At 56.8% G+C, this 13,677-nt stretch carries 12 protein-coding genes; 3 read left to right on the top strand and 9 right to left on the bottom strand.

Features of this window, described 5'->3' with window-relative positions:
• Positions 1 to 71: 71 nt before the first annotated feature.
• The 5 genes from mraY to PV433_RS00550 form a co-directional block, all read right to left on the bottom strand.
• Complete coding sequence (mraY, locus tag PV433_RS00570; RefSeq protein WP_332070284.1) at positions 72 to 1,025, bottom strand: phospho-N-acetylmuramoyl-pentapeptide-transferase; 954 nt, start codon at positions 1,023 to 1,025, stop codon at positions 72 to 74.
• 151 nt (positions 1,026 to 1,176) lie between these two features.
• On the bottom strand, positions 1,177 to 1,824 hold the full coding sequence (locus PV433_RS00565) for a nitroreductase family protein (RefSeq protein WP_190928890.1): 648 nt from the start codon (positions 1,822 to 1,824) through the stop codon (positions 1,177 to 1,179).
• A 107-nt stretch (positions 1,825 to 1,931) separates the two neighbouring features.
• On the bottom strand, positions 1,932 to 2,705 hold the full coding sequence (locus tag PV433_RS00560; protein WP_379212789.1) for an ABC transporter permease: 774 nt from the start codon (positions 2,703 to 2,705) through the stop codon (positions 1,932 to 1,934).
• Positions 2,689 to 3,618, bottom strand: a complete 930-nt coding sequence (locus PV433_RS00555) for an ABC transporter ATP-binding protein (RefSeq protein WP_332070282.1) — start codon at positions 3,616 to 3,618, stop codon at positions 2,689 to 2,691. Before PV433_RS00555 ends, PV433_RS00560 begins: the two co-directional genes overlap by 17 nt.
• 32 nt (positions 3,619 to 3,650) lie before the next feature.
• On the bottom strand, positions 3,651 to 4,292 hold the full coding sequence (locus PV433_RS00550) for a TetR/AcrR family transcriptional regulator (protein ID WP_332070281.1): 642 nt from the start codon (positions 4,290 to 4,292) through the stop codon (positions 3,651 to 3,653).
• Between the two features lie 154 nt (positions 4,293 to 4,446).
• Between PV433_RS00550 and PV433_RS00545 the strand changes: the two genes are divergently transcribed.
• Positions 4,447 to 6,678, top strand: coding sequence for an MMPL family transporter (locus PV433_RS00545; RefSeq protein ID WP_332070280.1), 2,232 nt, complete (start codon positions 4,447 to 4,449; stop codon positions 6,676 to 6,678).
• Between the two features lie 242 nt (positions 6,679 to 6,920).
• Complete coding sequence (locus PV433_RS00540; protein WP_332070279.1) at positions 6,921 to 7,697, top strand: LamG domain-containing protein; 777 nt, start codon at positions 6,921 to 6,923, stop codon at positions 7,695 to 7,697.
• Positions 7,698 to 7,812: 115 nt separating this feature from the next.
• On the opposite strand, the gene PV433_RS00535 is transcribed toward PV433_RS00540, so the two are convergent.
• The 4 genes from PV433_RS00535 to PV433_RS00520 all read right to left on the bottom strand — a co-directional run bounded on the left by PV433_RS00535 (position 7,813) and on the right by PV433_RS00520 (position 12,017).
• Complete coding sequence (locus tag PV433_RS00535) at positions 7,813 to 8,904, bottom strand: efflux RND transporter periplasmic adaptor subunit (protein WP_332070278.1); 1,092 nt, start codon at positions 8,902 to 8,904, stop codon at positions 7,813 to 7,815.
• Positions 8,905 to 8,919: 15 nt separating this feature from the next.
• Entirely contained in the window at positions 8,920 to 10,290 is a 1,371-nt protein-coding gene (locus PV433_RS00530; protein WP_332070277.1) for an ABC transporter permease, read from the bottom strand.
• Positions 10,287 to 10,979, bottom strand: a complete 693-nt coding sequence (locus tag PV433_RS00525) for an ABC transporter ATP-binding protein (protein ID WP_332070276.1) — start codon at positions 10,977 to 10,979, stop codon at positions 10,287 to 10,289. The genes PV433_RS00530 and PV433_RS00525 overlap by 4 nt, the downstream gene beginning before the upstream one ends.
• A 198-nt stretch (positions 10,980 to 11,177) precedes the next feature.
• Positions 11,178 to 12,017, bottom strand: coding sequence for an AraC family transcriptional regulator (locus PV433_RS00520; protein WP_332070275.1), 840 nt, complete (start codon positions 12,015 to 12,017; stop codon positions 11,178 to 11,180).
• A 138-nt stretch (positions 12,018 to 12,155) separates the two neighbouring features.
• On the opposite strand from PV433_RS00520, the gene PV433_RS00515 reads away from it, so the two are divergent.
• Positions 12,156 to 13,673 carry a sulfatase family protein gene (locus tag PV433_RS00515; protein WP_332070274.1) on the top strand — a complete coding sequence of 506 codons (1,518 nt, stop codon included), beginning with the start codon at positions 12,156 to 12,158 and terminating at the stop codon, positions 13,671 to 13,673.
• Positions 13,674 to 13,677: the final 4 nt, after the last annotated feature.

Raw genomic sequence — 13,677 nt, 5'->3', positions numbered from 1 at the left:
AACGGCACAGGCGCGGTCCTATGTAATTAATCACTGAATTTCCGGAACAAATTGCCGGGTAATGCGGTCGGTCAGTACATCCACTTCCATAAGGCCAGACTGACGAGGCAGCATCCCCACGACACAAGGCCGAACACGATGACGATCCGGTTTTCCGACCAGCCGTATTTCAGACTGAAATGATAATGAATCGGCGCCATTCGGAACATGCGCAATTTCGTCCGCTTGTAGTACCACACCTGAAGGATGACCGACAGCTGCTCGGCGAAGTAGATCAGAAACAGCAGCGGGATCAGCAGCTCGACCTTCTCGATCACCGCCAGAAAAGCCAGCGACCCGCCGATGGCCAGCGAGCCGGTATCGCCCATGAACGCCTTGGCCGGATACAGGTTGTACAGAAGCAGCCCGAGCAGACAGGCGATCATCGTCAGAGCGAACAGTTTCACTTCCGGATGTTCGGAGATGACGAAGAAGAAAAAGTAAGTCGGGATCGCCACAATAATAAGCAGGCCGTCCAAGCCGTCCGTGAAGTTGATCGCATTGGCGGAACCGACGACGAACAGCGAGATGACCGCGAGATAAACGATCGGCGCAAGCTCCAGCTTCAGGTCGCGGAACAGCGTTACGTCGCTGTTAAGCAGGTCCAACTGCGGCAGCGCCGCAAAAAGCGCAAACGTAAACAAAAATTGTAAAATAAGTTTCATTTTCCCGGACGCTCCGCGCGGGTCCTGATAAGCCGCTTTTTTGAAATCGTCGAGAAATCCGATAAAGCCGAACAGCAGAAACACGGCGCACAGATACAAGCTGATCGGACTCGGGGCTAACACAGCGACAAGCAGCACCCCGACTAAAAAGATGAGGCCCGCCATCAGCGGCGTTCCTTTTTTCGCCTGATGATCGGCCGGCAGCTCGGCGCGGATCGGCTGGGTGAGGCGAAGCGTCCGCAAGCCCCAGATCAGGACGGGGGTCAGCAGGGCGACAGAGGCGAAGGACAGGGCCGAGACGACCCACAGCGATAATTCCATCGTTCGAATGGCTCCTTTCGGCCGTTTGTACAAGTATAGTTTCGGGAGACGGTGAAATATTCCTGCTTGCCGCCGCCTGCGATTGAAAAGCAAAAAAACATCCCGGCTGAACGGCTGGCCGGAAAGTCGGGATGTTGGTCATGATTCGGTTTTACTGAACGATAGTCAAAATTTCATCGACTTCTTTGCGGGGGAGCCGTCCCGGATGATCGGACGGGTGGCCGAGCGCGATCACCATGTTGATCTGCTTCGACTCGTCGATGCCAAGATAGTCGCGGAGGCGGTGCTGGGCGAGCAGCACGGGACCGGTCATCGGGCAAGTCGCGAGCCCTTTGGCATGCGCGGCGAGCATCAGATTTTGCGCAGCCAGACAGCTGCTCTTGATGCCTTCCTCGGCCCACACGGCGTCCTCGACGAGTGCGATCGGATCGAAGATTTTCTCGCGGAATTTCGAGTTGTATGGCGTAGCCAGCAGCACGAGCAGCACCGGAGCGTCAGAGAAGGCCGTCGCATACGGACCGAACGAGCGGGTCAGCAGTCTCGCTTCCCGGCCAAGCCCTCTTTGTTCCGCCTCCGCAGCTCGGTTGTTCAGCTCGTCCCAGGTCATCTGCTCGATTTCTTTAATTTTGTCCCGGTTCATAATCGCCACAAATTCCCACGTTTGCGAGTTGGTATCGCTTGGCGCGTAACGGGCGCAGTCGATCAATTCTTTGATATCCTCGACGCTGACGTCGCGGTCGGTAAACTTCCGGACGCTGCGCCGGTCGAGTACGATTTGTTTGAAAGCTTCATAATTCATAGGTTCGTTCCGCCTTTGCCTAAGTCGAATGGAGAAGCACGGCAAGGTCATAGCGTTAAGACCAGGTGCTAATTCTTCTCCCATTATAGCGGATCAACCCGACCGTGTCACCCCGCTACGTCCCGTTTGCTGAAGATGTACCAGGACAGCGCGAGAAACACGATGTAATAGATGAGCAGCATCGTGACGGAAAAGCCGAGCGTCATCCCTTCAATCGGAGGCTCCCGACCCCCGAAGTACAGCCCCAGATTGGTATTGGCGAACAAAATGTATTTCGCCCACCCGTACTTCAGGCCGATCAGGATCGCCATGACGGAACTCGAGGCGAACATGATTACGAAGGCGAGCGAAATCGCCAGTGCGCTGGAGCGGAACACCGTCGAGATCATAAAGGCGAACGTGACGTTCACCGTCAGCTCGATGAGCTGGAACCCGTAGTCGCGCAAAATATCGCCGAACACAATCGGGTTCTCGGAGGAAGCCGTGCCGAACAGCAGAACGCCAATGAGACACGAGCAAACGAACAGCAGCGCGACAAGCGCCAGCATGAAAAGCAGCACCGCGATGTACTTGGACAGCAGCACCTTGGACCGGCTGACCGGGCGGATCAGCAGCAGCTTGATCGTCCCCCAGGTGAATTCCCCGGCTACGATATCCGACGCGATCACGACTGAAAAGATGAACACGAGGAACATCATCGAACTGGCGTTGCTCATAAAGAGAACCGCATCGACGCCGCTCCCCCCGTAGTTCCGCATCATAATGCCGAACGTGAGCACAGCCGCCAGCAGCAGAGCGGCCATAATCCAGGTCCGGGGACGGCGGTATATTTTCATATTCTCATTTTGAATGAGGTTCAGCAGGTTAGACAATTTGGCCACCTCGCGTCATTTCGAGGAATTGATCCTCGAGAGTTTTGGAAGCCGCTTTGACGCCGAATACGCGGACGTCCGCCTCGACCAGCTTGCGGACCAGTCCGGGGATGTCGTCGTAAGGAAGCGCGGCGGTAAACCCGTCCCGGGTGGCGATCGCATGTCCGTCCTGGAGCATCCCGGACGCCACCTTGGCCGCGAGCTCGGCCGGCTCGGCCGTGAATGTCACTTGCACCGGGCCTTCGGACGCGGCCACCATGTCGCGGATCGGCCTGACGTCTACGAGCTTGCCGTTTTGGATCACCGCGACGCGGTCGCACATCAGCTCCATCTCGGAGAGCAGATGGCTGGAGACGATGACCGAGGTGCCTTCGGCCTTGGCAAGCTGCCGCAAATAGTCGCGAAGCTCGCGGATGCCTTCGGGATCGAGGCCGTTCGTCGGCTCGTCCAGAATGAGAACGTCCGGCTTGTGCAGGATCGCCTGGGCAACTCCGAGCCGCTGCCGCATGCCGAGCGAATACGTTTTCACCTTGTCGTCGATCCGGTTTTCGAGCTTGACGAGCGCGACGACTTCATCGATCCGTTCACGGGTAATGCCCGGGATCATGCGGGCGAAATGAACAAGATTTTGGTAGCCGCTCAAAAACTTGTACAGCTCCGGATTTTCCACGATCGCCCCGACGTGACGCATCGCGCGCTCGAACTGCTTGTTGACGCTAATGCCGTTGACGAGCACTTCGCCTTCCGTCATCGAGATCAGCCCGACCATCATGCGGATCGTCGTCGTTTTGCCCGCTCCGTTCGGGCCGAGAAAGCCGAATACCTCTCCCCTGGGCACTTCGAACGAAAGCCGGTCGACGATCGTTTTGCCGCCGATTTTTTTCGTAACGTTGCGCAGCTGCACAACCGGTTGTTGCGACATAAGTTATCCTCCTAAACAAAAGCTTGTCCAAATCATACCATACGCCCCGCCCCTGTCCAAAACAAGTCGACGATCCCCTCCGCAGTAAGGTCCGGGAACGCGGCCTGCCTGGCGCCGGATCGCTCGCCTCCGGAAGCGTCTCCTCGTGCGCCGAGCATCATAAGCGCCGAGAAGGCATAAGCGTATAAAAGCGGATCGCCCTCGCGGACTTCGCCTTGCTTCATCTCTTTGCGGAACGCTGCGGCCAGCACTTCGTGAATCGACCGTTCGGCTTCCCGGATTCCTTCCGTCTGTTCGCGCGTTAAGGCCGGACCGGCTTCCCGCATCAGACTTTCGAAATCGATATGCGCGTGCTGCATATAAGCCTCGGCAACCGAGGCGAGCCGCTCCCGGAAAGTGCCGGGGGCGTCCAGCAGCGCGCTTGTCCGGCTGCAGATGTACGACATCATATGAATAACCGAAGCAGCGAACAATTCCGCTTTATTATGGAAATAATAGTAAACGGAAGCTTTCGTAACCCCGGCGGCTGCGGCAATTTGCTCCAGAGAGACGCTGTCGTAGCCGAATTCCATAAATAAAGCGGACGCGGTGCGCAGCACGGTAGGTTTTACGGTAGACGGGATGCCGGTTTTGGGACGCCCCGGTTTGCGTTTGTCGGATCGTGATGTTTTCACAGCGGATCTCCTCTCCTGTATAAGTATATCCAATTTTTTTGTATAACTATTGTCAAATAGACCGTCTGGTATATATAATTAACTTATACAACATTACTGTAGCCGAAGACGGCCGGGATGTCGAGAATCATAAAGCAGTCCAAGGAGGAGCACGATGAACAATTTTGCGAATAAGTATGGAAACGGCGTAACCGGACCGAGGGGGAGATGGATCACCTTAATCGTCTGGATCGTCTTGACGGCGTCGCTAAGCATGCTGTGGCCGACGGTCAATTCTCAAGAGAACAACAGCGCGGCCAATCTGCCCGCATCGTATCCTTCCGTTCAGGCGGACGAAGTGGCCAAGCGGGAGTTTCCGAACGCGGAAGGTCTACCGGCGCTTATCGTCTGGCACCGGGAGACGGGACTGACCGACGACGACTTGAAGGCGGTGCAGAAGTTCGCCGAGACGTTTACCGCCAAGCCGCTGCCTGAGCAGACCGCGCTGCCGCCGTATCATCAGATGCCGCTGCCCGCTCTGAAGAGTCAACTGTCCGAGAACAAGAAGACGCTCGTTACGCCGATCGTGTTTGCAAACGGTGCCGAGACCGATGTGCTTAACGAGAACTTCGATGCCATTCGCGAACAGGTAAAAAGCCAGACGGAAGCGGATCCTTTCGCCGAGAAACTGGCTTCGGACCGGTTGATCGTCAGAGTGTCCGGCCCGGCCGGCATATCGGTCGACGCTGTCGGATTGTTCAAAAGCGCCGACGTATCACTTCTGATCGCCACCGTCCTGCTCGTCCTTGTTCTGCTGCTGCTCATTTACCGGTCCCCGATCCTCGCTTTTATCCCGCTGATCGGAGTAGGTTTTGCCTATGGAGTGACGAGTCCGATACTCGGCTATATGGCGAAGATGGGCTGGATCGAGGTGGACGGTCAGGCGATCTCGATTATGACCGTTCTTCTGTTCGGGGCCGGTACGGACTATTGCTTGTTCCTGGTGGCGCGTTTCCGCCAACTGCTGACGGTCGAACCGAACAAGTGGACCGCCTTGAAGCAGGCGATATCCGGCTCCTCCGGCGCGATTGCGATGAGCGGCTTCACCGTCGTTCTGGCGCTGGCCGCCCTGCTGCTGGCGGATTACGGGGCGGTCAAACGGTTTGCCGTTCCGTTCAGCCTCTCGATATTCATCATGGCGATCGCGAGCTTGACGCTTGTGCCGGCCCTGTTAGCCGTACTCGGTCGCGCTTCGTTTTACCCGTTCGTTCCCCGGACGCCGGACATGATCCGGGAGCGCGCGGAGAAGAAAGGAGTTCCCGTACCGCAGATCCGCAGCCGGAAGACGATCGGAGCGCGGTTCGCCTCGCTCGTCGTCCGCAAGCCTTGGACGGTCATTGTCGTCACCGTGGCATTCTTAGCCGGATCGGCTTCTTTCGTGCCGGGTATTACGTATACGTACGACCTGCTGTCTTCGTTTCCTAAAGATATGCAGTCCCGGGAAGGGTTTACACTGATCGGACAGTCTTTCTCCGAGGGCAGTCTGGCACCTGTGAAGCTGATGGCCGATACGGAAGGCAAAGCGGTCGATTTGCAGGCGGTTATGCAAAAGCTCGAATATGTAGATACGGTCTCGGCTCCGCAGAAGGGTGCCATAAATCCGAACATCGTCTCCGTGAACGTCGAGCTGCACGCAAATCCTTATGATAATGAAGCTATGAAGTTAATTCCCGAGCTGCGCACAGCGGCCGAATCGGCGCTTCAAGCTGCCGGCGTCGCCGCTCCCGCAGAGCGGGTCTGGGTCGCAGGCCAGACGGCGACGCAGTACGATACGAAGCAAGCCGGCGTCCGCGACGAACTGGTCATTATTCCGGTCGTTATCGTACTGATCGCCCTGCTGCTGCTCGCTTACTTGCGCTCCTTTGTGGCGATGCTTTATCTGATCGCAACAGTGGTTCTGTCGTTCGGCTCCGCTTTGGGATTAGGCTGGCTTGTGATCCATTACGTAATGGGCGGCGATGCGATCGCCGGCGCTATCCCGTTATATGCTTTCGTTTTCCTTGTAGCGCTGGGCGAAGACTACAACATCTTTATGATATCGAGCATTTGGAAAAAACGGAAGCAGATGCCGCTGAAGGATGCGATACGGGAAGGAGTCTCCGAAACCGGAGGAGTGATCACTTCCGCGGGATTAATTCTGGCGGGCACATTCGCCGTGCTGGCTACTCTGCCGATGCAGATCTTGCTTCAGTTCGGGCTGATCACGGCGATCGGAGTCCTGCTGGACACCTTTATCGTCCGCCCGTTCCTCGTGCCGGCGATTACTACCGTACTGGGACGCGCCGCCTTCTGGCCGGGCAAAACGTATGACGTTGGGGAAGCCCGGCTTAAGGGCGAATCGGTGTAAGCCGTACCCTGCAATACACGATTACTAAAAAAGACACCCCGGAGGTGCCCCGGAGGTGTCTTTTTTTGGTGAAATCGCGTTTCCGCCGTAGAATCGTACAGAAGAAAATAGATTTGTTACTGGAGGCGGGATCGGGCGGGGAAGTAAAATGAATCCAAATGGGTTTGATAGGCTGGCGGCTTGTCTGAATCGATGGAGGAGAAGCCGGAAATGGCCGTTATCGAACAAGGAGGGCTTGGAGGATGAGAGAGGAAACACGTTATGCCGCTGCGGCGGAGGCGGTAAACGCGGCCGGGGGGCTGATCTCGTTTTGGGATTTTCAGGAGCAGGCGGGCGAGCGGCGCAAAGCCAAGGGGCCGTATCCGTATGAGTTGACCGAAGGCGGCGGAGCCGTCGAACGGACGGACGATGGCATATTCGGCCCATACTCGGCCGATCTGAAGTTCGGTGATTGGTTCCGTCTGCCGCGGGCGGACTGTCCCGCGCTCGACATTCATGGCCCCGATGCGAAGCTGACTGTCGCGGCCTGGATCAACTGGGCGGATATCGAGAGCAAGGGCTGTCAAGCCGTCGCCGGCATATGGGACGAATCGAGGCGGAAGCGCCAGTATTGCTTGTTTCTCGATCTGCGGATCTGGGACAGCCGCAGTCAGGCGTGCGGTCACGTCTCCTCGGTAGGCGGACCGACGCCCGGGTACAAGTATTGCATGACAAGCGCGATTGGACAAACGCCGCTCTCCAAGGCGGAGTGGCACTTCGTCGTCTTTACGTACGACGGCCGGCAGGCCAAAGTGTATGTGGACGGCGTGCTGGACGAAAGAGAAACGTACAACCCGTACGACTACCCCGAAGGGTTGTACGACGGCGGGCCGGACGGCGCGGACTTTACGGTCGGCGCGGTGGACCGTTCCGGCGAGATCGGCAACTTCTATACCGGTCTGCTGGGCGGACTGGCCGTGTATAACCGGGCTTTGCCCGCAGGGGAAGTTGCCGACTTGCATAATCGTACGATGAAATAAACGGAACCGGCTTCCCGCGGGGCTTGTGCCGTCCGGCGAATAATATAACGGCTCATCGCTTCTTCAGTTGAAGGAGGATGAGCCGTCCGGCGGTTATAGAGATAATCGATATGAATTATTGCAGCACGACCGAGTCGCCTTCCTGCAGTCCCTCGATCACTTCGGTTTTGTCGGCGGTTTCCAATCCGACCTTGATCGGACGTTTCTCCGTTCCTTGCGCCGTCTCGAGCAGCACGTAAGAGCCGTCCTTGTCCCGCTGCACCGCAATCGTCGGTACGGTCAGGACACCCATCTTGTTGTCCGTCTCGATTTTGGCGGTTAGCCCGAGTCCGGCGATCAGACTGGCATGCGCGTCCAGCGAGATGACGATTTCGAATTGGGCCGGAGCGGTATCGTTCGAGTTGCTGGCGGCCGGCTTCGGAAATTTCGATACTTTCTCGACTTTGCCGGCTAGTTTCTCTTCCTTTAAGGCGTCGATGCTCACTTGCACCGTCATCCCCGGCTTGATCCGGAACACGTCGTATTCGCCGACGGAGGTCGTCATCTGAATCTTGGACACGTCGACGATCTTGCCGATCACGTCGCCTTCCCTGAGCTTCTGCGGCTTCTGGCCGCTTGCGGCGAGGAAGATGCCCGATTCCGGCGCGGTGGTGACCGCTTGAGTCAGCTTGCTCTGTTTCGTCTCCAGATCGGCGCCGGCGATTTGGCGGTTAATCCGCTCCAGCTCCTCCTGCACGTCCTTGGAGGCGTTTTTGGCGACCCGCTGCAGCGCTTCGGCTTCGTTGGATGCGATCGTTTCCGTGATCTTGGCGCCTGCCGCCTGCTCGGCGGACCGCAGCTTCGCTTCCAGCTCCTGTTTGCGCATATTCGCCGTCAGAACCCCGATCTCGTCGCGCAGCGCCTTATCGTCCAGCTTGAACATGACATCGCCTTTGTTCAACTGGGCGCCGTCGGATACGTTCCATTCGGTAACGTCGGCGGAGAACGGGGCGTAGACGGTCGTCTCTTTCACATACGACGATTTCCCTTTTACCTCTACCGTATTGGCCAGATTTTCTTTGACGGCCTGGAATTTGAGCGCACTGCCCGAGCTAGCTCCTGCCCCCGGCGCCGGCGCCTTCGGCTTGCTCTGGGTGTACAGAAAGCCGCTCACCGCGACCAGCAACACCGCGAGAATGATATATAGCCACGTCTTCTTTTTACGCATCGTGCTTCTCCTTTGCTACTCTCGTTTAATCGCGGTCAGCGCGTCGGTTCTCGAAGCTTTGACAGCCGGGAACAAGCCGGACATAATGCCGGTCATCAAGGCGAAGAACAGGCCGAGCGGCAATATCCAGGCGCTGATGAACAAAATCTCCGCATTTTCCCCCGACCCGACAGAGCCGGTCTGAACCAGAATAATATTGATCCCCCAAATAACCCAATAAGCGAATAAAATGCCGACCATGCCGCCGAACAAGCCGAGCAGCGCCGATTCGACGATAAACATGTTGCGGATCTGGCTCAAGTTGGCACCCAGCACCTTCATGATTCCGATTTGGCGCCGCCGCTGGTGGGTCGACATCGTCATCGCGACGACGATTGAGATCGAAGCGACGAACAGGATGAACAGTCCCGCTCCCCCGAATATAATCCGAATGATGACGAATTCTTTGCTCATGCTTTCCTGACGGCCCAAGTTGCTGCTCGTTCGCAGCTTGAGCGACTGGATCAGCTTGTCGGTTTCCGCGACATGGTCGACCTGATCGATTTTGACGACAACCCGGTCATAGCTGGACTGGTCGCTGCCGGTTACGCTTTTTTGCGTAGAAACGGACTCCACGGCATCGCGGATTTGCTTGGCGAGACCGGGCGATATGTAGGCTTGCTTCTGCGACCAGCGGACCATATCGTCGGACATCGACTCGGCTCGTTTCTCGATCGCGACGACACGTACCGGGAACTCGAACGTTTTGATCGTTCCGTCAGGCAGGCTGGCCGTCTGGATGAGCCGGATCTGCTTGCGGTAGAGCGGATAAGAGACGATCGGGCTGCGGTCGTTAAAATCTTCCATCATCTGCTCCTGCGTCTGCTGACGGGCGGCGTCGATACGCGCGGCCTGATTATCCCTGAGCCCGACAGTGGCCGGGTAGCTGAGCACGATCGTATTGTCCTGGTCGATCGGCATCCCCTGCTGAAACTCCATGCCGAAGTCCGCAAGCGTGGTCAGATCGGTCGCGGTCACATCGAGCCGCCCGGTGCGCGTGTCGTCCACGATAAACGACATACTGCCGACGTTCTGGTAACCGGCCAACGTTTTGACATGGGGCAGCGATTTGATCAGATTCAGCTTCTGATTCGTGATGGCGTATTCGTTCACCGTGCCCGAAGATCCCGAGCGGCTGCCGCCGGATTGGTTCATCACAGTGATTTCGTCCGTTTTCAAATAATAGCTCATCTGCTTCGTGCTGTAATGCGAGATCGACTCCCCGAACGCAAGAGCGACGACGATCGAAGCCGAGCCGATGGCGATCCCCATGACGCACAGCAGCGTAACCACCTTGCGCCTGCGCAACTGGTCCCAGCCTAAAGCGATATAATCGCGAATTCTCATGCGCCTTCACCCGCCTGTATATCCGGATCGACGAGACGTCCGTCTCTCAACTGGATAATGCGCTTCGTACGCCGGGCTACTTCGTGCTCATGGGTAACGATGACAAAGGTGATGCCGTGGCCTACATTCAGCTCGATCAGCAGATCGATAATTTCTTCCTCGGTTTTCGTGTCGAGGTTGCCGGTCGGTTCGTCTGCGAAGACGACAGCCGGCTCTGTAACGAGCGACCGCGCGATACTGACCCGCTGCTGCTGGCCCCCGGACAGCTGGGAAGGGAACAGTTCCGTCTTGCCGGCCAGTCCGACCCGGCTTAGAAGGGAGATCGCCCGCTCGCGGCGCACTTTTCCTTTCACGCCCTGGAAGACGAGCGGCAGCTCGACATTTTCGCGCACCGTCAAATGCGGAATCAACTCGTACGATTGGAAGATGAAGCCGATATGCGAACGCCGGAATACGGCCAGATCGTTTTCGTTCATCTTTTCGATATTCCGTCCGGCGATCAGGATACTGCCTTCGGTCGGCTTCATCAGTCCGGCCATCAGGTTCAGCAGCGTCGATTTGCCTGAGCCGGAGCTGCCGAGCAGCGCGACCATCTCGCCTTTCTCGACGCGGAAGTCGATTCCGGAGAGCACTTGAGTCGGTTCCGTTCCGCTAAGGAACGTATGGGAAAGCTGTTGGACGACTAGCACGATACCCCTCCGTTTATGTATATACGGCCGCTTGGTTCAGCTCTGGCCTTGTACAAGTTCCATCATACACGAACGTACTTAACAGATACTCAAGAAATAATGAAGATTTTCTTAATGTTCCAGGTTTCCGGCAGCGTACCAAAACAACCCGGCGGATAGCCGTCCGTATTCATTCCGTCCATTTCCATTCCCATCCCCCTATTCACGGAACTTCCTGGGGGATATTCCGAAATGATTGCGAAACGCCCTCGTAAACGAATACAGGTCCGGATAGCCGATCGTTAGCGCAATTTCAGTAATGGACAGGGAAGTGCCGCGGAGCAGGTCGGAGCCCCGGTCCATGCGCAGCTTTTGCAAATATTTTACGGGAGGCATGCCGACCGTCTGAGAGAACACTCTGGAGAAATGAGAGCGGTCGATCCCGATCTGGCCGGCCACGTCCGCTACCGTGATCTGTTCGGCGTAATGGGCGTTCATAAATGTGATGCTTTGACGGACCCACCCTGCGGTCTCGGTCCGCACCGTCTCCGGTTCCTGCTCGGGAATGAGCCCTGCAAACATCCGGTACATCAGTCCGTTCAGCGCAAGCACGTATTTCGTGCCCCGGACCGACATCACCTGAAGCATTTGCTGCAGCAGGATGTCCAGATCTTTGTTGACCGCTCCATGCAAATACGGCTTTTGTTCGCTTAATCCGGCCATAGCGAGCATGGGACCGGCCTGATCGCCGTCAAAAGCGAGCCACACCATCTCCAGCGTACGGGGCGAAGGGACGATCCGGTACACGTACGTGACGTGCGGGAACAGGCAGAACAAGTCGCCCTTGCCAAGCACCGCTGTCTGGTTGCCATAGAGGAGCTCTACGCTCCCTTCTCTCACAAAATGTATACTATAATAATCGATTTGCCGCGGTCCGGACCGGTAGTCGGGTTTGGCGACATTTCGGCCGATACGCAGCGGCCATATGCCGCCCATCCGGTCGAAGTCGTCCGGCGTATGATACCATGCTTCCATGAATTCGCTCGAATATTCCCGCACGGCTGCGTTCCCCCCATTGTTTCCTATAAGGCTAAGATACAATTTGCGCAACAAAATGACAAATAAAAGTAACCGAATGTTATTTTGCCGGACCGGGTTCCTTTGTATGATGGAAGTATGTCAAGGAGGGGATGCGCTTTGAGCGGCTCGAAACCTAATTTTCTGTTTATCACCAGCGACCAGCAGCATTGGAATACGATCGGAGCGTTTCATGACGAGATCCATACACCCCATCTGGACCGGCTCGTTCGCGAAGGGACGACGTTCGGCCGGGCCTATTGCCCGAATCCGACTTGTACACCGACCCGCTCCTCCATCATTACCGGGATGTATCCGAGCCAGCATGGCGCCTGGACGCTCGGGACCAAATTGGCGGAAGACCGGGTGACGGTCGGCGAGCTGCTGCAAAAGGCGGATTATCGGACCGCGCTTATCGGCAAAGCCCATTTTCAGCCGGTGTTTTCGACGGAGGAGTACCCTTCGCTCGAAGGGAAAGAGAAGCTGCACGATTTCGAATTTTGGAAAACGTTTACCGGCCCGTATTACGGATTCGAACGGGCGGAGATGGTCCGCAACCATACGAACGAATGGCTGGTGGGACAGCACTATGCGTTGTGGATGGAGGAGAAAGGATGCCTGAACTGGCGGGACTACTTCACGCCGCCCATCGGCACGATGGACCCGAATGAGCTGTACTGCTGGCCGATTCCCGAGAAATACCATTACAATACATGGATTGCTGAAAGAAGCGGCGAGCTAATGGAGCAATACAAAGAGAGCGGAGACAGCTTCTTTCTGTGGGCAAGCTTCCCGGACCCGCATCCGCCTTACCTCGTGCCGGAGCCGTGGGACACGATGTACGATCCGGATTCGCTTACCGTACCTGCCGTTACGCCCGGCGAGCATGACGCCAATCCGCCGCATTTCCGGAAAACGCAAGAAAGCAATCCCGACTTCTCGGCCTACAAGGAGAGCGGGTTCGGCATTCACGGCTATCATTCCCACGTCAATATGACGGACGAGGACCGCAAGAAACTGGTGGCGGTTTATTACGGAATGGTCAGCTATATGGACAAATGTATCGGACAAATTCTCGATAAGCTCGACGCCCTGGGACTGGCGGACAATACGATTGTCGTGTTTACGACCGATCACGGCCATTTCTTCGGACAGCACGGCCTGCAGGCCAAGGGAGGCTTTCATTACGAGGATTTGATTCGGGTTCCGTTTATCGTCAAATACCCGGGGCACGTGCCGGCCGGCCGCGTATCGGATTCGATGCAGTCGCTGGTCGATCTGGCGCCGACTTTCCTGTCGTTTGCGGGAGCGCCGATTCCCGGAGCGATGACGGGCGTCGACCAATCCGCCGTATGGCAAAATCCCGAATTGAGCGCACGCGATCATATTATTTGCGAGTTCCATCACGAGCCGACGACCATTCACCAGAAGACGTATGTGAACGAGAGGTACAAGATTACCGTGTACTACAACCAAACGTACGGGGAACTGTTCGACTTGGCGAAGGACCCGGGGGAGACGCGGAATTTGTGGGATGACGAGCGATTCCGGGAGTTGAAGGCGGAGCTGCTGCTGAAATACATCTGGGCGGAGCTCGGAAAAGAACCGATGCCGATGCCGAGAATATCCGGGGCTTAGACCA

It is taken from the genome of Paenibacillus sp. GYB004, assembly GCF_036577605.1.
Lineage (GTDB): Bacteria > Bacillota > Bacilli > Paenibacillales > NBRC-103111 > Paenibacillus_AB > Paenibacillus_AB oceani.
Note: the sequence above shows the minus strand (reverse complement) of the source record. Positions and strands in the feature narration are given on the sequence as shown.